The 21,236-nt window shown below is 50.3% G+C and carries 14 protein-coding genes; 3 read left to right on the forward strand and 11 right to left on the reverse strand.

Annotated features, from left to right (window positions below; genetic code table 11):
- The 5 genes from PCH02S_RS02530 to PCH02S_RS02550 all read right to left on the reverse strand — a co-directional run.
- On the reverse strand, nucleotides 1–2,563 hold a 2,563-nt coding region (locus tag PCH02S_RS02530), incomplete at its 3' end, for an AAA family ATPase (RefSeq protein WP_164819409.1).
- The gene (locus tag PCH02S_RS02535; RefSeq protein ID WP_127449787.1) at nucleotides 2,550–3,737 is read right to left on the reverse strand and encodes an exonuclease SbcCD subunit D; all 1,188 of its coding nucleotides are present in this window, start codon (nucleotides 3,735–3,737) and stop codon (nucleotides 2,550–2,552) included. The genes PCH02S_RS02535 and PCH02S_RS02530, both read right to left, overlap by 14 nt.
- 15 nt (nucleotides 3,738–3,752) lie before the next feature.
- Nucleotides 3,753–7,715 (reverse strand): helicase-exonuclease AddAB subunit AddA, encoded by a 3,963-nt coding sequence (gene addA, locus PCH02S_RS02540; RefSeq protein ID WP_246068927.1) that lies wholly within the window; start codon nucleotides 7,713–7,715, stop codon nucleotides 3,753–3,755.
- Nucleotides 7,716–7,740: 25 nt separating this feature from the next.
- Nucleotides 7,741–11,268, reverse strand: a complete 3,528-nt coding sequence (gene addB, locus PCH02S_RS02545) for a helicase-exonuclease AddAB subunit AddB (RefSeq protein WP_127449791.1) — start codon at nucleotides 11,266–11,268, stop codon at nucleotides 7,741–7,743.
- 180 nt (nucleotides 11,269–11,448) lie between these two features.
- Nucleotides 11,449–12,567, reverse strand: coding sequence for a citrate synthase/methylcitrate synthase (locus PCH02S_RS02550; protein WP_127449793.1), 1,119 nt, complete (start codon nucleotides 12,565–12,567; stop codon nucleotides 11,449–11,451).
- Nucleotides 12,568–12,803: 236 nt separating this feature from the next.
- On the opposite strand from PCH02S_RS02550, the gene PCH02S_RS35535 reads away from it, so the two are divergent.
- Nucleotides 12,804–12,944: a hypothetical protein gene (locus PCH02S_RS35535; RefSeq protein ID WP_164819410.1), complete on the forward strand. Its 141-nt coding sequence runs from the start codon at nucleotides 12,804–12,806 to the stop codon at nucleotides 12,942–12,944.
- A gap of 70 nt (nucleotides 12,945–13,014) precedes the next feature.
- Here PCH02S_RS35535 and PCH02S_RS02555 read toward each other — a convergent pair whose 3' ends face one another.
- Nucleotides 13,015–14,391, reverse strand: a complete 1,377-nt coding sequence (locus tag PCH02S_RS02555; RefSeq protein ID WP_127449795.1) for a class I SAM-dependent rRNA methyltransferase — start codon at nucleotides 14,389–14,391, stop codon at nucleotides 13,015–13,017.
- A 118-nt stretch (nucleotides 14,392–14,509) separates the two neighbouring features.
- Here PCH02S_RS02555 and PCH02S_RS02560 point away from each other — a divergent pair, with 118 nt between their 5' ends.
- Entirely contained in the window at nucleotides 14,510–15,514 is a 1,005-nt protein-coding gene (locus PCH02S_RS02560) for a Na/Pi cotransporter family protein (RefSeq protein ID WP_307719920.1), read from the forward strand.
- Here PCH02S_RS02560 and deoC read toward each other — a convergent pair.
- The 5 genes from deoC to prmA all read right to left on the reverse strand — a co-directional run bounded on the left by deoC (nucleotide 15,477) and on the right by prmA (nucleotide 20,164).
- The gene (deoC, locus tag PCH02S_RS02565; RefSeq protein WP_127449797.1) at nucleotides 15,477–16,157 is read right to left on the reverse strand and encodes a deoxyribose-phosphate aldolase; all 681 of its coding nucleotides are present in this window, start codon (nucleotides 16,155–16,157) and stop codon (nucleotides 15,477–15,479) included. The two genes, PCH02S_RS02560 and deoC, sit on opposite strands and share 38 nt — an antisense overlap.
- A 119-nt stretch (nucleotides 16,158–16,276) precedes the next feature.
- Nucleotides 16,277–17,617: a tRNA (N(6)-L-threonylcarbamoyladenosine(37)-C(2))-methylthiotransferase MtaB gene (gene mtaB, locus PCH02S_RS02570; RefSeq protein ID WP_127449799.1), complete on the reverse strand. Its 1,341-nt coding sequence runs from the start codon at nucleotides 17,615–17,617 to the stop codon at nucleotides 16,277–16,279.
- A gap of 5 nt (nucleotides 17,618–17,622) precedes the next feature.
- Nucleotides 17,623–18,390 (reverse strand): 16S rRNA (uracil(1498)-N(3))-methyltransferase, encoded by a 768-nt coding sequence (locus tag PCH02S_RS02575; protein WP_127450503.1) that lies wholly within the window; start codon nucleotides 18,388–18,390, stop codon nucleotides 17,623–17,625.
- 117 nt (nucleotides 18,391–18,507) lie between these two features.
- Nucleotides 18,508–19,179: a site-2 protease family protein gene (locus tag PCH02S_RS02580; RefSeq protein ID WP_127449801.1), complete on the reverse strand. Its 672-nt coding sequence runs from the start codon at nucleotides 19,177–19,179 to the stop codon at nucleotides 18,508–18,510.
- Nucleotides 19,180–19,189: 10 nt separating this feature from the next.
- Complete coding sequence (prmA, locus tag PCH02S_RS02585) at nucleotides 19,190–20,164, reverse strand: 50S ribosomal protein L11 methyltransferase (protein ID WP_127449803.1); 975 nt, start codon at nucleotides 20,162–20,164, stop codon at nucleotides 19,190–19,192.
- Nucleotides 20,165–20,401: 237 nt separating this feature from the next.
- Between prmA and PCH02S_RS02590 the strand changes: the two genes are divergently transcribed.
- The gene (locus PCH02S_RS02590; RefSeq protein WP_127449805.1) at nucleotides 20,402–21,208 is read left to right on the forward strand and encodes a glycerophosphodiester phosphodiesterase; all 807 of its coding nucleotides are present in this window, start codon (nucleotides 20,402–20,404) and stop codon (nucleotides 21,206–21,208) included.
- Nucleotides 21,209–21,236 lie beyond the last annotated feature (28 nt).

Genomic DNA, 21,236 nt, shown 5'->3' on the forward strand with positions numbered 1-21,236 from the left:
CGCTGTAGCGCTGCGCCGCCAGGGACTGCTCGCGCTGCGCTGCAGCGTGCGCGAGCTTGGTTTGCTGCGCGGCGAGGCGCAGCTGCTCCAGCGCGGAGGTTGCCTCCGCGATGAGCTGCGGCACAGCCGCGCCCGGCGCGCGCTGCGCGAACTGCGCGAGCTGCCGCGACTTGTCGGCGGCGAGCTGTGCAAGGCCCTTCAGACGCTCGTGCAGCTGCAGGGCGGTCCGATCCTGCTCTGCAGCAGCACGCTGAAGCTCATCGATCTTCACGGCCAGCTCATCCAGGAAGGGCACGCTTTTCTCGATGCGTGCGCGAAGCTCTTCAGCCAGCCTTTCTTTGGCCAGTAGTTGTTCCAGCTGCTGATCAATCTCTTCCCAAGAAAGCTCAGCATATCTAACCTGCCACTGCTTCAATTGTTCGTTCATTGTTGTTTGGGCAGCTTTCAGTCTAGCTTCCGCCTCAGTTAATAGACTCGCAGCTGCTTGCTGCTGCGCGGCTGCTTGCACAGTTTGTTGTTCAAGCGCACTATATTCTTTGGATAAAACTTGAAAAGACTGTTCGTATTCATCGGCAAGGGAGATGATTGCTCCCCATTCTTTTTCCATTTCCATCCATCGATGTTCCAAGCCGGAGAGTCCAGTTTCTTCATGTAACTCAGCCAAACGGGGAGATACAGCTTGTTCCAGACCTGCTGCCGCTTCCTTCCAGACTTGCCCAACCTCGTGGTCAGCCAGTGGCGATCGTGATGGTTGCGACGCCAATTCAACAGCTTGCTGCATAACAGCTGTCATTCGAATCAAACGCTGTTCATGAGTATATAATCGCTCCTTAACCCGTTGAAGCAGCACTTCCCCTTGTTGAAGCTGCAGCTCGACATCTTCTCCATTTACCAGTTCTGCCGATGGGATGTGCTTGGAAGGATGCTCGGTTGCTCCGCACACTGGACATTGTTCTCCATCCGTTAGCTCACTGGCCAAAATAGCCGCAAGTGCATGACGCTCTTGCCTTTTCCAACGCTGTTTCATCTGCGCCAGCTCATCTTGCAAGGCAGGAATAAAGGCATGGGATAAAACATTCTGCTGCTGCCCCTCCGAGCTGACTTCACTTGAACGTTGGAGCCATCCATGCAGCTTGTCCATCATTGCTTTCCGTTTTCCGGCTAGCTGCAATTGATTTTGCTCGATCGCAGCATGCGAACGCCCTCTCTCTTCGAACGACTTTTGAGCGTCATCCTTTTGCAGCCGGAGCTGTTCAATCGCCTTTTTCTCCTGAAGCGCTTTATGTAACAGCTGAGTAGTCGCCGTATTGGTCTCCACCTGCTTGAGTTGTTCCTTTAGTTCCGTTTGTTTTAAAATCGCTTTTTGCTTCGTCTCATTGCTCTTCTTAAGATCCATTTGCAGCGCTGCTAACGCTGTTTTCACTTCATTTTCTTGCTGCTGGGCAAGGTTCACTTGCTGGTCAACTTGATCCAGCTCCTGCTGAATAACCAGGGCCTGCTGCAATTGGTCTAACCTCAGTAACAGAGGACCTTCCTTCAGCGAAAGCTCTTGCTGAGCTTGTTCATACCGCTCCGTTGCTTGCTGGTACGCTGCCTCAGATGCTTGTTGGTCCACTTTAGCAGACTCCAGCTTCGACTGGCCGCCTGTGACGTCTTTGACAGCTAATTTATGCTGTTCCAGATAAGGTTTAACTTTTTCAGCTTTCTCTGCCTGCCCCAAAAGTAGCTCTTTTTCGCGTATTTGCGGCTCTTGCTCCTGCAGCTTTTGCGCTTCCGATTCAAGCACGGATTGTTCCTGCTGCCAATGATAAATCTGCTTGTGCTCCTCATAACACTTTTCCTGTTCAGTCAAGTGCAGGCGGCTTCTCACTGCTTCATGTTCAGCTTCTTGAAGCCGCTCATTCGCTGCTAGCAGCGCTTGCTCCGAGGCGTCGCCCAAGCCTATCTGTTCGGCCGCAAGCTGTTTCACCAGGCTATCCGTTTCTTTCACTTTGGAGCTTACTTTGGCGCTCAACTGATCCCCGTATTGTTCGAGATGGAAAAGCCTTTGCAGCATTTGCCTGCGATCTTTGCCTGTCAACGTCAGAAACTCGGCGAATTTCCCTTGCGGCAGCACGACGGCTCTCGTAAAATCCTGCATAGACAGACCAAGAATATGCAGCACTTTCTGATTGACTTCACCCGCTTTATCCGCAAGTACGATCGTCTCCTTGTCTTGCAAATGCAGTAATCGGGCGATCGTTCCGTTAATGGACATTTCCGTACCGCGCTTGAATTGCCGCTCAACGCGATAACGTTCTGTGCCCGCTGCATTCGTGAGCTCAAAAGTGAAAGAAACGAACAGCGTCTGCTCTGCATGATTCATGATTGCTTGCGTGCCGCCGCTGGCCCGCTCGACTTTACCGTACAACGATAGCGTGATGGCATCGAGAATGGACGATTTCCCGCTCCCCGTCGGTCCAAAGATACCGAACACACCCGCTCCTAGCAGTTGGTTAAAATCAATCGTTTGCAGTTCTCGATAGCTTTGGAGCCCGGACATTTGCAGCTCAATTGGACGCATATTCAGGTCCTCCTAGTTGTTCCTTTTCCTCCAGCAGCTCCAAGAACAGCCGTATCAGCTCAGGCTCTGGCTGGGCTCCTCCGGTTTGCCGGGAGTAGAAGCGCGTGAAATGCTCCTCCATGGACAGATCCACCTTCGGTGCTGCTGCCCTGACAGCCTCCATCTCCGGATAAATGGGACGAATATGAATGAAACCGTCATACGCTTTGCGCAGCGATTGAATTTGTTCAATCGACATGGCTTCTGTCATGTTGATCTCCAAGTCGATCCATGCGGAAGCATCCCGCTTCTCATCCAGCCATTGGTGAACCTGCCCGATTCCCTCTCTAGCTTTCCAGCTGACGAGCGGGCGTCCAGAGGCGAGAAAAATCTCCTTCGGCTCAGCCGCCTGTCCAGGCTGCAGATCAAGCACCGTTACGGACTTGGCTTGTCCGGCCTCCGAGAAGCTATAAGCAATTGGCGATCCGCAATAGCGGATCGGCGAAGCTGCTTTTACATTCTGCGGTCTGTGCAAATGCCCTAGCGCCACATACTGCGCCCCTGCTGTCAGCGCTGTTGTATCTACGGTATATGCTCCGCCCACTTGAATCGGCCGTTCCGACTCGGTTTCGAGGCCTCCGAGCACATAGAGGTGACTCATAATCAAATTAACCGTTCCCGCTTCAAACCTTGCGGCCTGTTTACGAATAAGCGCCCCTACCCGTTCGGAATACTTACTCCTCAGTGCTTCTTCCTCCGCTACATCCGAGAGCAGCTCTTTAAGACGCGACTCCGATGGATACGGCAATGCAATAAGACGAGCAAGCTCGCCCGTTCGAGCGATTCCTATCGATTGAATCTCAGGCACAGGCAAACCGATCAATGTTATGTTTTGTTTTCCCGCAAGCGGTGCTGCAGCAGCGACGCGATCCGGATGGTCATGGTTGCCTGCGATGATGGCTACATGACGTTTTCCGCCATCGGCGAGACGGGCCATACTATCATAAAAAAGCTGTTCCGCAGCTGCCGGAGGATTGACACTGTCATACACGTCGCCGGCGATTAAGACCAAGTCAATCTCTTGGTCTTGTACGATACCTACCAGCTCGTCTACAAATGCGGACTGCTCCTCCAGACGGCTTCGCCCTTCCAACGTTCGGCCAAAATGCCAGTCACCCGTGTGTAAAATTCGCATACCTCATCCTCCACCTTACATTTCGAGCAGCTTTGCTCCATCAAAGAAATACAGAAACTTGCCGTTTACCGGACGTTTCCAAATATGTTCCACGGCACGTGTGTAGAGAGAAATTTGCTGCTCATACCGCAGTTTCAGCTCCGCATCGCTGCTGCCTTTCACTGCATCCGTTTTATAATCAACCAGAACCAGACCCAGCTCATCCTCGAATAAACAATCGATGACGCCTTGAATCAGTACCGTTTCACCGCTCGTGGAACGGTTCGTTCCCGTGTAAACCTCGTCTGCCTGCAGCCCATAGCTGAAAGGCACCTCGCGTTGTACATTCCTGGCCTGAAGCATCCGTTGTCCAACTCCGGTCTCGAAGAATCGCAAAACTATCGGAATATCCACCACTTCACTTTGCTCAGCGGTCAACGTTTGCTTCGCTAGCATGTCTTGCAGTGTCCCCCGAATGCTTGCTTCCGTCGGTGCTTCCTGCAGGGAGAGATTTTGCATGACGGCGTGAACGACCGTTCCTTTTTCCGCTGCTGACAGCTTCTTCTCTTCCATAAATTTAGGCCTGCGCCAAATCATCGACCTTCCGTTCCCGGAAGTCGGTGCCGCAGCTCCAGGAGCTATGACTTCAGTTGCAACCGGCATTTCCATCTCATCCGAGATTCGATTTAGTTCCGACAACCGCTTCATTTCGGAAACCGTCGTCTTCGCAAAAAGTTTAGGAGCTTCCGGGAACGAATACGACCATGACAGCCGGTCATCCAGCCACTCCTGCCATTCCCCCGATGTCGTTACGGTCTCAATCCTGCGAATACTGTCCATCCTGTCTCCGTCAGGGGCCAAATTATGTTCTTCCAACACCTCATCCGCCAGCAGACTTTCAGGCTTAATAACCTTCAGCTTCCATGCCGAAGGATCATCCAATAATCGTACCCCTGATGAAGCTTCGCTAATGCCCAAACGCTCCCTCCAGAGACCGGCGTGAGGATGCCGCAGCAGCGCTGGACCTACCCAATCCAGATAACTTTTGGCTTTCGCCAGTTCAAAATCGGGCAAATACCATTCCGTTCTGGACAGATGTCTGCCCCATCCGCGCAAGAGCTTATCCAATGATTTGACAGTCCCCAGCAAATAAAGCTTCTCTCTGGCTCTTGTCAATGCTACGTAGAGCACCCGCATTTCTTCCGCAAGCAGCTCCAGTTTCATCCTTCTTTTAATCGCAAGAGAAGGCAAGGTTGGATAGCTCACACGCAATGTCGTGTCTACAAAACGCGGGCCGAACCCAAGCTCTTTATGCAAAAGAAACGAATCATTCAGATCCCGCTGGTTAAACATTTTGGCCATCCCCGCCACGAAAACAACAGGGAATTCCAGCCCTTTACTTTTATGAATCGACATGATCCTTACAACGTCTTCCTGTTCTCCGAGCGCACGCGCTGTGCCCAGATCCCCGCCGCTTTCTTTCATTCTTTCAATAAAACGAAGGAATCGGAACAACCCGCGCAAGGATGTGCTTTCATATTGTCTGGCACGATCGTACAACGCCCTTAAATTAGCCTGCCTTTGCACGCCACCCGGCAAACCGCCTGCGAAATCGTAGTAGCCTGTTTGTCTATAAATATGCCAGATTAAATCCGCCAAAGAGCCTTGTCTCGCCTCGGTCCGCCACGTTTCCAGCAGCTCCAGGAAGTAGTTCAGCTTTTGCAGCAAAACCTCATTTTCTTCGGTTTTCTCGCTCCCAGCGGCCTGCAGCACAGAGTCGTAGAAGGGTACCGATTTATCTGCGATGCGAATCTGTGCCAAATCTTCGGCCGTTAACTGCACCACCGGTGACCGCAGTACAGCCGCAAGCGGTACATCCTGATACGGATTATCGATGACTTTCAAAAGGGATAACATAACTTCCACTTCTGTTGCGGAAAAATAGCCTGTACTTAGCTCTGCGTAAGCAGGTATGCCCATCTTTTTGAGTTCTTCGATGAGAATAGGCGACCACATCTGCGTGGCGCGCAGCAGGATGACGATATCCCGGTACGTGACAGGGCGGTCACCGCCGGTTCTTTTATCAAATACTTGAAAAGCTTCCTCGCCTCCGGTACCCATCAGCCCCTGAATTTGGCGGGCAATGGTTCGCGCTTCCAATTGCGCGGTTTCCAGCTCCTGCGCTTCCAAAACAGGATCAACAGCAGCACCTTCGGGTGAAGCTTCGGCAGTTATCTCTTCACTTTCTTCCAAATCAGCCGAATAGGATTCACTCGGGTCTGGCGCATCTGTTCCTCGATCAATGATCAGCATCTCAACGGAACAATCCGAGGCAGATGGCGGATAACCCGCTCCATACACGAGCTCAGCGCGCTCATCATAAGCGACTTCGCCTACGGTTTCGTTCATCATTTGTTTAAAAATAAAATTGACCGCGTCCACGACTTCGATACGGCTGCGGAAGTTACGCGCCAAATCAATTCTGCCGCCTGCGGACGATCCTTCCGGAAACTCATCCTTTTTGGAGCGGTAAGCTTTATATTTTTCAAGGAAGAGGCCCGGCTCCGCAAGCCGGAATCGGTAAATACTTTGTTTTACATCGCCAACCATGAATCGATTTCCAGGGTTAGCGTTCGAAATTAATTCCACAATCGCTTCCTGTACACGATTCGTATCCTGATATTCGTCGAGCAGCACTTCAGCGAATTGCTTCCGATATGCCTGTGCAGCCTCAGATGGAACCAATTCACCCGGAATAGAGCCAGGCGCACTTAAAATTTGTAAGCAGTAATGTTCCAAATCGGCAAAATCGATCAAGCCTTTCGCTTGTTTACCTGCCTGATAACGATGCCCGAAATCCGCAACCAGATCTACTAACGTATGCAAAAGTGGCGCCATGTCGGCAATCTCCTGATGGAATTGCTCCGGGGTTCGGCCGAACAGCTCCTCTTGCATTTTGTTAATTTGCTCTTTGACTTTATTGCGAAGCTCTTTCACTTCTTCCTGCATCGCTTTATCGTAGTCGTCGCCTTTGCAAGCTTTGAGCTTGCCAAACTCGACGGTTTGAAAACCCATATACAGTACGGACCACGGATAAGTTGTCGTTTCCAGCAGGTTATTTACGAGCAGTAAATCTTCTCGCAAGTTGTCCAAATAAGGAGCTGGCCCGCCTGGCGAATCGGCGATCTCTATCGCCTGCCGCAATAAGTCGGCGGCTCCTTCCAATTCCAAAACGAGGTCGCGAATCAGACTTTGCTCCCAAATCCCGTAGTCCGCCGGCGCTGACGCAGCGGCAACATACGGCAGCGCCTCCTGTATAACGGCGGCCGCCTCATCCGGCACCTCCTGCGGCGCAGGCTCCGGCGCTCCAAACATCGAAGCCGTCGCTCTGAGCCAATGCTCCGGCCACGGGTGACTGCGCGACACATCATACAGCTTCTGGATAAGCTGCATGATCGCGTCGTCGTTCCGCTCGCCGCTAAACGAATCGACCAGCCGCCAGAAGGCGCTGTTCTCTCCGCTTGCGGCGTAATATTCCTCAAGCATCTCGCCAAGCAGATCTTGGCGCATCAGTTCCGCTTCCGTCTCATTCGCAATCCGGAACCCGGGATCAAGACGAATGAGGCTGAAGTAACGCTGCACAACTTCCAAGCAGAAGGAGTGGAGCGTTGTAATCGAGGCGCGCCCCATCAGCGCGATCTGCTTGCGCAAATGCTGCGAGTGCGGCTGCTTCATCAGCTCTTTCTCCAGCGCTTCGCGTATGCGATGTTTCATCTCCGAGGCCGCCGCTTTGGTGAAGGTTGCGACCAGCAGCCTGTCTACATCGATGGGCTCCCACTCATCGGAAATTCGCCGGATAATTCGCTCCACGAGTACGGCGGTTTTGCCTGATCCGGCCGCAGCGGCAACGAGCATATTTTGACCTTTGAGCGTAATCGCGTCCCACTGATCGTCCGTCCACGTACTGCCGGGAGGCTTGGGCTGTTGTTGTTTATTCACTTCGTTGCACTCCTTTCCGTCTTCATCACGGGCTAACATTTTGCTCCAATTCGGACCAGAGCTGGTCTTTCCCCCGCTGTCTCAAAACGTGAATTTCATTGCCTTCAAACAACGGATCAAACTGACAAATTGATTTATAAGAGCAGTGCAAGCAGGCAGTTTTTTTGCCAAGCCGATAAGGAGCAATGTCGACATGACCATCAGTAATGCTCGTTCCGATTCCTTTTACCTGCTTGCGCACATATTTCCTGAGCGTGTCCCACTGTTCATCCGTAGCAACGGAGGAGCTTGAATAGAAGCTTCCATCCTTTTTCAAAGCAACTGGAATTAATTGCGAGTGCCCTGCGCTTTTTAACAGCTCACGATCCATCAATCCAGCAACTTCAGGATCTGCCGTGATCAAACCTTTCATTTTAAAACGTTTCCGAAGTTCTTTCTCCACGGCTGCAGGATCCAGCGCATTTTTTTGCTGCAGCATCGGGTTATGCACATGGAAATAAAGCACGCCCGCCGGCTTCGCCGCAATACCCAGCCAACGTTCCGCATGTGTAATAATGACATCCAAGTAGGTGAGCATTTGTAAGGACAGTCCATAATACACTTCGGATAACTGCAAGGAAGTTGAGCTTGATTTGTAATCAATGACTCGCAGTAATACGCCCTGCTCGCCATCCGCACGGTCCACCCGGTCGATACGTCCAATGATTTCCATCGTACAGCCATTCTCTAAATCAAAGGTTAAAGGCGGCAGTTCTTTGCCCGGTCCGAAGTCGATTTCCAGACCTAGCGGTTCAAACTGACCTTGTTTCGCATGTTCACCTAGAACAACAGCCGCTCTGCCCACAACTTGCTTTAATTTTCTCGCGATATAGGCATATCTGCTGGAACTGAGCAAAATTTCCCCTTGCAGTCTCGGGGCAAGCTCGTCCACAACCTGTGCGGAACGCTCCATACACTCCTCTGCGGACAGCGATCCCCAATCCAGTTGATCCTGCTGCAATCTTTGGACAAATTGGTTTAATGCCGCATGAAACAATTGCCCGATGTCCGGGGCATCCAGCCGGTAAACGCGTCTTTCCTGCAATCTCAAGCCGTGAGATACGAAGTGGGAAAAGGGACATGCCACATATTTCTCCATGCGTGACACACTCGCCCGCAGATTTTGACCGTATAGCAGCTTGCTCGTTCGGGAAGATATTTTGTTCTCTTTATTCGTATAGCCCAGCGCCTGAACGACGGATTGCAGCTTCATCTGCCACTCGGGTTTATCTGCATACCAGTTGTAGGTCTCCCACCATAAATCCGCCATGCGGCCGCCAAGCATCCAGTGCTTCATGCGCACAGCCAAATAGGAGATCGCCTGATTCGGATGCGCCATATAGGCAGCTTGCTCATCTTCCGAGGATTCAGCAGCCGGTTCAGCGAGCAACAGCGGGGTTTCAGTTCCGGGAAATAATTGGCGCATTTGTTTGATCAGCTCGGATGGCAGCAGAGATTTGCCCTCTTCATCTGCCAGCGGATAGCTCATCCACAGTCTTTTACCCGGGACGGTTAACGACGTATAGACGATAAATTGCTCATCCAACAGCTTGCGTCTGCTTCCATCCGCCATCGGAAGGCCGGATTCCATCAGAACGCTCCGTTCCGCTTCCGTCAGAACCCCTTTTTCCGGCATTTGGGCAGGGATTACGCCATCGTTCACACCCAATATGTAAGCATAACGAATACCGCTTGAACGGGTACGATCCATGCTTCCGATCAATAATTGGTCCATGGAAGGCGGCACTAACCCTAGCTTCATGCTTTCCATGCCCGTCTCCACGAGGCTGTTAAAAATCTCAAGAGACAGCTCATCGTCCCCCATCGTCTCCACAAGCTGATCCAGCATCTCCATGACACTGTTCCACATTTGGCCATGCTCACGGGCTTTCTCCGGCTTGCCTTCCTGAATCGCTTGCTGACTCCAGGCTTCCAATTTGTCGGGAGCCTGAACGGCAATGAGAAGTTCATATAGAGCCTCAACTTGCGCTTTCACTGACCCGGCTTGCTGCAGACGTTTGGCAAAAGCAAGAAGCGGCCTAACCACCCACTCTTTGCTTCTATTCAAAGCGGCTAATTCAGCCGTTTGCTCTTGTACACCTTCATCGGCTTCTTCCAGATTGGCCCGGAACTTGTAGCTCCATGGCTTACCATCCGTCCACCTGTAGCCTTGAATACCGAAAGCCAGCACATAGTTTTCCAGCTTATCCAACTCGGTTCGCTGATCAGCCGCCTCGCTCGGCAGCAGCAAATCCGTTTTGACGCAGCGGAATACGGCGTCGTAATGCCAATTGTGTTGGACCACTTCCAACGCCGAACGAATAAATTCAACCAACGGGTGATGCAGAACGGTTCTCTTTTGATCAAAAAAGTGCGGAATTTCGTAGTCGGTCAGTACCGCTTTTAATAAATCCTGATAACCTTCCATATTTCGAACCATGACGGCAATTTCACGCCAACGTACGCCATGCTCACGAACCAACTGCAGCATATCCCTGACTGCGCCTTCTACTTCAGCACGACGGTGGACAGCTTCTGCAATTACGAGCTGATCGCTGATTTTCTCATGCGCTGCCGGTTTATAACGCTGAGCTCCACCGCCAATCCGACGGTCGAAGTTGCGCTCCAAATATCCGAGTAACGGACTATCGTCATAACGTGGCGAGCGATCCGGCGCAAGTAGATGAACCTCGGCTGACGGCAGTCCAAGCTGCCAAATAAGCTCCTGCAGCCGAACCATCGTCATTGCCGTAGGGTGAAATAGATCCAACTCATCCGGCGCATCCCCGGCTTGCAGCTCCCGATCGAGGCACAGCGTAATCGTCACCTGCTTGCAAGTCGAAAATAACGCGCCAAGCACGGCAAACTCCTGCGGCGTAAAACCGTGAAAACCATCGATCCAAACCGAAGCGGACCGCAAATAAGCGGAATTCGGAATCTGCTCCGCCAGCAGAGTTAAATAATCCTCACCGTCCAAATATTGACGGGACAGCTCGGATTCGAATTGGCGGTAAATCAGCTGAATGTCATGCATTTTATCTCGCAGCAAACCGCTCTCCCCAAGCACGGAAGCCCGTTTCTGCTCATGCTCTTCGAGCTGCTTAGCCGTTACACAATACCTTTTCATCTCCGTAAAAAGCTGGTTTAACCGATCTACAAAACCCATTTGCTCAGCCGAGTGGCCAAATAAGCGGAGTTTTTCTTTCTGTTTATGTAAAATGCTTGTAAGCAGCAATTTTTTACCCATATCATCAATCGGCAGTCTCGCTGTACCGCCCTCTTCTTGCATGACACGCCATGCCAACCGGTGAAAACTTAACACTTGGGCGCGAATCATTCCCCGAATGCCGGGATCGGACACAATGGCATGCTCAGCCTGAAAGGTCGCCTGCTCCGGCACTAATAGCACGAGCGGGTCACCCTCCGGCTCTACCGCCAACTGCTGTTTCATTTCTATCAAACAACGTTCACTTTTTCCGCTGCCGGCTCTGCCGATCACGAAACGAATAGACATACAGGGCCTCCTTCAAGCTGATTTCAAAAGATATCAATCTTATCTATTCTATCATACTTTTGGTAGAAAAGAGGCGTGGCAGATGATGGGCTTAAGATGGTATAACAAAAAAACCTATCCTCCTTGGCTTGAAAATTCATGACAAGGGAGAAAGGCTTTTATTTATAAGTCTTCAGTTGGTTAGACATGATTTTGCAGCGACGGCGGCAATTCGCCGATATAAACGGATTGTGGCCGAAAAATACGATTACAACTCGTTTGCTCCATTAAGTGAGCCGTCCACCCTACCATTCTGCTCAGCGTGAAACTAGGTGTGAAGAGAGATGTCGGAAGCGCAATAGCCCGCATCACGGCTGCAGCATAAAATTCTACGTTCACGTACAATTTCCGGCCAGGTTTATATTCATTTAGCAGCTCGACAGCTACCTTTTCTACGTGGATGGCCAAATCGAACCATGGATCCTCAGCAGCTAACTCGGTCATGAGCTGGCGAAGCGCTTCCGCTCTGGGATCGTTTGTTTTGTAAATGCGGTGACCAAAGCCCATGAGTTTTCGACCAGCCTTCAGCTCATCACGCAGCCATGCCTCCGCCTGCTCTTTGTCTCCAATCGCATCAAGCATATGAAGCACTTCCGATGGCGCTCCTCCGTGCAAGGGTCCTTTCATTGCGCCTATTGAAGCGCAGAGCGCAGAAGCAAGATCAGATTGTGTGGATAACACAACACGTCCGGCAAAGGTGGAAGCGTTCATCCCATGCTCCATAGCTAAAATCAAATAAGCTGTTAGCACCTTCACATGAACCTGCTGCGGCACGGAACCAGTCAGCATGTACAAATAGTTGGCCACATGATCTAACTGCGGGTCAGGCTCGATGGGCAATAGCCCTTGCGACCTCCGATAGTGGTAAGCAATGATCGTTGGGAGCATGAGAGTATTCGTAAGAATCTGCTCAAAATGCAGCGGCCATTCAGCCTCCCGATGGACGATTGTACCTAGAACTGAGGTAGCTGTGCGAAGCACGCTCATCATTTCACTTTCCTTGGGGAGCAAATCCAATACCGCCTTTAGTTCAGCAGGGATGCTGCGTTGTTCCGCCCATCTCTTTTTGAACTCGTTGAGTATGTCCGTGGAAGGAAGCTCACCATGCCACAATAAATAGGCGACTTCCTCAAAACTGTTGTGCAGCGCGAGCTCCTTCGCTTCGTATCCGCGATACACAAGAACGCCATTCTGACCATCAACCATGGACAATTCTGTTTCTGCCGCTATAATGCCGTCCAAACCGGTTACGGATGCCATCTCGTCATTTTCCTTTCGCTGTGAAGTTTGAAATCGCTTTTCTTCATCATATTCGGAAATGAGATGTTCATCCAATTCGCGTTTTCTTTCGTTATGATAAATGAAATCTTTCACTTAAAGTTGAGTGATTATATTCATTTATGTTGAAAATAGTGCTGACCTTTGATTCGCTGGATAAAATCCAACGAACACAGTGATTTAGCAGCTCAATTATTGATCTCACTGGATAAAATCCAATGAGATCGGTTAATCGTGGTGTTGTAGCGCCAGACGATGCCATTACGTTGGATTTTGTCCAAGGAAATGAGCAATTTCGAGTTACTTTTGGCGTTTTCATTGGATTTCATCCATTGAAATCCGTTTTTTCAAGTGAATAACGGACCCTAGTTCCCTGTAAGCCCATCTAGCCAAAAAAAGCGAGGCCACATTGGCCCCGCTCCACTCAGCTTATTTGCTTCGCACCTCAAAAATCGCGAACTTCAAGTAATGTCCTTCATCCACGCCGAGAATACGCGGATGATCCATGCCTGCTCCGCGGAATTCAACTAAACGCAGGATTTTGCCTGCATCCGTCGCCGCCGCATGAATCGTCTCCAGGAAAAGCTCCGGATGCATGTGGTACGAGCAGCTCGCCGTCACAAGGTACCCGCCTTCATTCACAAGCTTCATGCCGTGCAGGTTAATATCCTTGTAGCCGCGGCATGCGCCTTCAACTGCGCTTTTCGTTTTGGCAAAAGCAGGCGGATCCAGAATGACAACGTCCCAAGTCCTGCCGCCTTCAGCAACCGGCTTGGATGTATCGATCTTCTTCCCTTGTCCGCCGCTGCCGGCGTTGGCGCGCACTTTCCGTTCATCCAAGCCTTTGACTTGGGTCCGCAAGTATTCAAATGCATCTGCAACTACGAACTCGACACGGTCTTCGAAGCCGTTCAACCCGACATTCGTTCTCGCGCTCTCAATGGCATGCTCGGAAATGTCCAGGCAGGTCACTTTTTTCGCGCCGAATTTACAAGCATTGAGGGTAAAGCTGCCGGTATGAGAGAAGCACTCCAGTACGGAAGCACCATCCCAGTAAGGGAATGTCACGACTTTGCCGTTCGCATTAACTGGTAGTGTTTGCATGGCTCCCTCATGTTCGACTTCACGAAGCTCAATACCGCTGCGATAACCCCAACCTGTCATCAATGGAGCAATAGCTGCACGATTTTCTCTTTGGTCGAAGAAATAACCGGTTTTTTGGCCTTCTTCGATGTCTACCCGAATGCGCAGACCATTTTCAAGAATGTCCACATGTTTGGGACACTCACCATATAACAGGCCTTTGGTTTGTTCCAATCCTTCCAACTCACGTATCGACACGTCGCTGCGCTCATAGATCCCTGCAGGCTTTACAACCTGAACGAGTGCAGCAACAATTTGCTCACGGCAGCGATCCATCCCCAAGGTAAGAATCTGCACAACGAGCGTATCTTCGAATTTATCTACAATAAGCCCTGGTAAAAAGTCCGCTTCACCATAGACCAACCGGTAAGATTTCGCCTCTTTTACGAAGCGGCTGCGATGCTGCAAGCAGCGTGTGAACCGTTCTACAAAAAAGTCTGTCGTCATGGCTTCAAGCGGCTTGTAAGATACAATTCGGACCGTAATTTGCGAAGCTTCATTGTAATAACCCGTCGCTAAATACTGGCCCAGATGTGTTTGCACCGGAACAAGCTGTCCTGGCACAACTTCTCCGTCTACACGCTCAATTTCACTTTTGTACACCCATGGGTGACCTTGCTCTAAACGAGGTTTACGTTTCTTATGTAAAAATACTGCTGCCATATATCCTTTAGCCGTCCTTTGTGTGATGCCGTTCCGTCTCTTTGGTGCTTGTCATGCTTGTCTGTACGGTCACATATATTGAGTGATAATGAAAAGTTCATTTGCGAGGGAGAATGCTATGATGATAAATACCATTATCCTACCCGTGGTTGCAGGGTTAGTTTTATTTCTCTTCGGCATGAAGCTCATGGAAACAGCGCTTCAACGGTGGGCCGGCCCCCGCCTCCAGCTGTGGCTGGAGCGGTTTACCCGAACGCCGGTGCGCGGCCTCGTCACCGGCACCGTGCTCACGGCGGCGCTGCAAAGCAGCACCGCCATTACGGTCATCGCCATCGGCCTTGTCGGCGCCGGCGTCCTAACCTTCCCGAGAACGCTCGGCGTCATTCTCGGCACCAACATCGGCACTTGCCTCACCACCGAGCTGATCGGACTCAGCCTCGGGGGGATCGGTGTGCCGATCCTGCTTGTGAGCGCCGCCATCTGGATGGCGAGCTGGCTGGCCGGCCCCTTGCCGCCATCAACGGCGCAAGGGCAAGAACCAGCCGCCCCTGCCGGCGGGCGCGAATGGCTGCGCAGCGTCCGCTACGGATCGCTGGCGGTGGCGGGCTTTTCTCTCGTGCTGCTCGGCATCGAGATCATGCAAACCATCGGGCCTGCGCTGCAGTCCCGGGGGCTCTTCGCTTGGTTTGTCACCGAAGCCAAGCAAAGCTTGCTGTGGGGCATTATCGCCGGCGCGGCCGTTACGGCTCTGGTGCACAGCAGCGCAGCGGTTATCGCGATGGCCATGGGCCTCGCCGCGATCCAGGGCATCCCCGTCGAGCTGGGCATTGCCATCACAATTGGCGCCAATGTCGGCACCTGTGTGACGGCACTGATCGCCGGGATGAGCTCCTCACGCGCCGGGCGATACGTCGCCTGGTCGCACATCCTGCTCAACGTCGGAGGAGCGATCCTCTTTTACCCCTTCATCCATCAGCTTGTCAGTCTTTCGGCTCATCTCGCAGATGACGCATCGTCGCAAATCGCTCGTTCACAAACGATTTTCAATGTCGTCTGTTCGCTGATCGCCTTACCTTTTTGCTATCTTAATATGTGGAAGCGCCTTGAGTTCCGTTCACAATAGCTACGCCTGAGCTAGTACCCAAACGAGTTGCTCCGGCTTCAATCATCGCAACCGCTGCTTGCAGATCTCTTACGCCGCCCGATGCTTTGACGCCAATCGTATCCGATACGTTTGCGCGCATAAGACGTACATCTTCTACTGTCGCACCGCCTGGACCAAACCCTGTGGATGTTTTGACAAAGTGAGCGCCAGCTTCTTCCGAAAGCTTGCAAGCCATTATTTTTTGCTCATCGTTCAAAAAGCCGGTTTCCATAATCACTTTAACAATCGCTTTGCCTTTGACTGCATCGACGACTTGCTTAATATCCGAACGAACGGCATCATATTGACCTTCCAGAAGCAGACCGATCGGAAGCACGGTATCGATTTCAGCGGCACCTTGTTCAACTGCCTTCGCAGCTTCATAAGCTTTCACTTCACTCAAGCTTGCTCCAAGCGGGAACCCAACAACTGCTGCAACTTTCACGCCAGTACCTTCCAGCGCCTTGCTAGCTATTCCAACAAACTGTGAGTTCACGCACACGCTGAAAAATTGATGCTCAGCCGCCTCTTCGCATAGTTTGTGGATAGCCGCTGTACTTGCATCTGGTTTCAAAAGGGTATGATCGATATATTTGGCAATTTCTTTGGCATGTAAAGTCATTAGATCCACCTCATCCTCATTTTTCGTCCAGCCTCGCTGCTAATAGAGAAAACCTCTATCGCGGCCAACTCAGGAAGCGACCGCGCTTAGAGGTACATGTTAACGTCTAAAGATTTGGCTTACAAATTTACAACAGCTGCTGTTTCTAGCACTCGTACCAATTGGCCTTTGCTTTCATTCACGCCCGCTTCCGTCACTTTCACACGGCAAACTTGGCCGATCATGTCTTCTGAACCTTGGAAAACAAGCTGAACATAGTTATCCGAGTAGCCCATGTACAAACCGCTGTCAGGTGCGCCTTTGTAAGCACGTTCCGGAATTACTTCCAGTACTTGACCTACAAACTGCTGCGCATAAGCAAGCTGCATTTTCTCAGAAAGATCGATCAGCTCGTGAACGCGCGTATTTTTGATTTCCTCATCCACTTGATCTTCCATTCGCGCCGCTGGTGTTCCAGTCCGCTTGGAATAAGGGAAGACGTGCATCTCGGAGAATTTCATGCGTTCCATGAATTCTACGCCGTTACGGAACATTTCTTCGGTTTCACCGGGGAAGCCCACAATCACGTCCGTCGTAATGGCAACGTCCGGCATAATCTCATGCAGGCGCTCAATTTTGCTGGCGAATTCAGCTGTCGTATATTTTCTGCGCATGCGAGCTAATACACGGTCATCTCCAGCTTGCAAAGGAATATGCAGATGACGGCACATTTTGTCCGAGGATTTCAGAACCTCAATGACTTCGTCTGTAATTTGGCTTGCTTCGATGGAAGAAATCCGAATACGTTTCAGGCCTTCGACTTTGTCCAAATCCCAAAGCAATTTAGCCAAGCTGTAATCCTCAATATCTTCGCCATATCCGCCGGTATGAATACCCGTCAGGACAATTTCCTGATAGCCTGCAGCCACTAATTGCTCCGCTTGCGCAATAACGCTTTGTGGCTCACGGCTGCGCATTAGCCCGCGCGACCATGGAATGATACAAAATGTACAGAAATTGTTGCAGCCCTCTTGAATTTTCAGAAAAGCTCTTGTCCGATCAGCAAAATCAGGCACATCCAGTTCTTCAAACTGACGTGTTTTCATGATGTTGCGAACCGCATTAATCGGTTGGCGATCCGTTTCAAATTGCTTCACAATCGGAATAATTTTGTCCCGGTCCTGTGTACCGATAACCATATCGACACCCGGAATCGCCATGATCTCAGCCGGGGAAGTTTGCGCATAACAGCCTGTTACGGCAACTATCGCCTCCGGATTGCGACGAATCGCACGGCGAATCATTTGGCGGCTCTTTTTATCCCCCGTGTTCGTTACCGTACAAGTATTGATCACGTAAACGTCTGCCGTTTGCTCGAAATCAACCTGTTCATATCCCTCATTTTTGAAAAGCTGCCATATGGCCTCTGTATCATAGAAATTAACTTTACAACCTAATGTATGAAACGCTACCGTTGCCATAACGCTTATCCTCCCATCTCTCCGGTTTCATAGAAAAGACACGTAAGACCTACCATCGCAGCAGTCTCCGTGCGTAAAATACGAGCCCCTAGGGATACGGATCGGAAGCCTGCCTCTTCGGCCTGCCTGATTTCTTGTTCCGTAAATCCGCCTTCCGGCCCCACTGCAATAACGACTTTGCTTCCTTGTCCCAATTTACCCGCGGCGAGCGCTTCCTGGATGGCTGGCTTCAATTGCTGGCCATCTTCTTTTTCATAGCAGATCCACGCAGCATCCGCTTCTTTGGCTTGCTGAAGCAGCTGCTTCCACGAATAAACGGCTTCTACCTGCGGCACACGATTGCGATGTGCTTGCTCAGCGGCTTCTTTGGCAATCTTCTGCCAACGTTCCGTCCGCTTCGCTTCCTTCTTGGCGTCGTATTGCACAATCGTACGCTCCGATAAAAAAGGAAGAAACCGGGCTGCCCCGATCTCGGTCCCTTTTTGAATGATCGTTTCCATCTTATCGCCTTTGGGCAGGCTCTGCGCAATCCAGACTTGAACCGCCGACTCAGCGTCCATCGGCAGTTCTTCCACGATTTCCGCGGTTACCAGCCCTTTGTCTAACTGAGAAATCCGTACGAGCACTTCGCGATCCAAGCCATTGCTGCAAATCACCTTGTCGCCGATGTCTGCCCGCATCACGCGCATCAGATGATGTGCGTCGTCTCCCTCAATGGTGACAGTCTGATTGTCAAGGTGAAACTGCTCGGGCGGGAGAAAATAACGCTGCATAGTCCAAGCCTCTCTATCTTCGTTCATTTCCATGTCAATTGGATTCCTAGGTCAATCTTCCACTCACCATCATACCCTTTTTGAACCAGAAAAGCTACAAAGGGATGAAACTGGCAGCTACAAACCAAGAATGAACGCAATTGGCTTGGAAAATAGCTCTATGATATTATTCCCTAATCCTAAATAAGGATCTAATGTCACCTGGCGCAGCGGTCGAACGAATACAACAAGCAGGAAAATGACCGATGCCCACTGCTCAAACTTTTGTAAAGACTCCGTGTATCTCAAATCCACGAGATCTTGAATGATACGGTACCCATCGAGCGGCGGAATTGGAATGAGGTTGAACAAGAACAAAGTCAGATTCGTGCTCACCATTAATTTTAAAAAGATTAGAATTGCACTGGCGCTTCCCGTTGACATGCCTTCGAGCCAGCCGTATTTCTGGAAGAGCACAAATACAAATAAACTGATAAATGCAAGAATCAAGTTGCTTATCGGCCCTGCGGCGGTAACGATAATCCCCATTAAACGGGGGCTTTTGAAATTCCCGCGGTTGACAGGGACCGGTTTCGCCCAACCGAACCCGGCAATGAGCAGCATAATGGTCCCGAAAAGATCCAAATGCACCATCGGATTCAAGGAAACCCTGCCGAATTGATAAGCCGTAGAATCTCCTAATTTATAAGCGCTATACGCATGTGCGAATTCATGAATCGTAAATGAAAGCACGAGGACCAGAATAACGAAAGGCAGCGTACTCCAGTCATAAAACAATAATCCTCCCATGGATGAACACCTACAGCTTTCTAGCTACGATTACAACCCAATTCGAATCATAGTTTTTCTCTACAATTGTAAATTTGGCAGCAACCAGCGCTTTTTCGACGAGCTCTTCCTTAGCGGTAATAATACCGGACGTTATGTAATAGCCACCTTGCTGCAGAACTTCATAAACATCATCAACGAAAGTAACAATAACCTCTGCCAAAATGTTAGCAACAACGAGTTGCACTGGAATCGTGACGCCAAGCTTGCTAGCGCCTTCTGTTTCGCTTTCTTTCAGAACACCAAGCAAATCACTCAATTTTACCGTAATGTTAGATTCGAGCCCATTCTGTTTCGTATTATCCTCAGCACTGGTAACAGCAACAGGATCTAAATCCACGGCTAAAACATGCTTGGCTCCGAGTTTGGCAGCTGCAACGGACAAAATGCCGGAACCCGTTCCAACATCAATGACATCATCCCCTGGCTGAAGCACCTTCTCCAGCGTTTTCAAGCATAGTGACGTTGTCGCATGTGTGCCTGTTCCGAACGCCATGCCAGGATCAAGCTCCAGAATCAGTTCACCAGGTGAAGCTGTATACTCTTCCCATGTCGGTTTAATCGTTAGACGGTCCGTGATGCGAATCGGTTTGAAATATTGCTTCCATGCGTGCGCCCAATCCTCGTCATCCACTTCTCTAAGTTCATAAGTTGGATTGCCCGTATCAATGTCGAATTCGCTCAGTTGTTCGACCGAAGCCTTTAAATTCGCCATCACCGGCTCCATGTCCGTCCCATGGTAGAAATAGCCTTTGATCACAGCTCTTCCTTCGGGAATGTCGTTAAAAGGCGTTTCATACAGTTGGCCAAATGACGTATCCCGTTCTTTGTTTAATGTCCCTGACTCTTCAATAGAGACGCCCCCAGCGCCTAATTCATGAACAAAGTTCGTAATCATTTCTATTGCTTCTTCTGTCGTATGTACGGTTAATTCTTGCCAAAGCATCAGTCGTGCTCCTCCTATCTGTTATCACCTTCGCGAAAATAAGCCCATCAGGGCTATTTTTACAAGGATCATTGTACTACACTTCGCTTCTTGGGTAAAATAACCTGAATGTAAGCGCTATATTTTTTTATTTTCTTAATAATCTCCTAATACATTCGTGGTACATTTAATAACAGGTGAACAACAGTTATCAATGGCTATTACCTCACTTATACTATCCCAGAATGGAGTCTTCGCATGGTAAGAACTTTCCTCATTTTTCTTATTATTGTTGGGTTGGAACTCACAGCACCTTTTGCCAGTGCCACCCTGCTGGCTGATAACTACAGCCAAGTGACCGCTCACCGCGGCAGCTCCAAGAAAGCGCCTGAGAATACCTTGAGCGCGTTCCGCCAAGCCATTGCGGATAAAGCTGGATTCGCCGAACTAGACGTGCAAGAAACGTCGGACGGAGTTGTTATGCTCATGCATGATGACAGTGCTCAACGCACGACGGGCATCAACAAAAACATGTGGGAAGTCACCTCATCTGAGCTTAAATCTGCCAGTGCCGGCAATTGGTTCAGCCCAAAGTTTAAAAGCGACCGCGTCCCTACCCTCGATGAAGTGATCGAGCTGGCCAAAGACCGGATCAAGCTAAATATAGAGCTGAAAAATAATGGGCATGGTGTACAACTTGCTCAGAAGACGGTTCAAATCATTGGCGCTCATGAGTTTGAAAAGCAATGCACGGTCACGTCCTTTGATGCCGCTTTACTTCACACCGTAAAAAAAATGAACCCTCGTATTAAAACGGGGCTTATAATAAGTCAGAAATCAGAAACTTCCTCCCTTTGGGAAAGTCAAGATTACGACGTCGTCTCTGCGGCATACCCGCTAGTCAACGAAGAATTCATGAAAGAAGCCGCATCGCACAACAAAGAAGTTTACGCTTGGACGGTCAACGACAAACCGGTGATGAAGCGTATGCTTGCGCTCGGTGTCACAAGTATTATTACAGATGCTCCCGATCAACTCATTCATTTAATGAACGTTCATAATTAACTTATCTTTTGCAAAAATATAAAAGCAT

Source organism: Paenibacillus chondroitinus NBRC 15376, assembly GCF_004000765.1.
Taxonomy (GTDB): domain Bacteria; phylum Bacillota; class Bacilli; order Paenibacillales; family NBRC-103111; genus Paenibacillus_E; species Paenibacillus_E chondroitinus.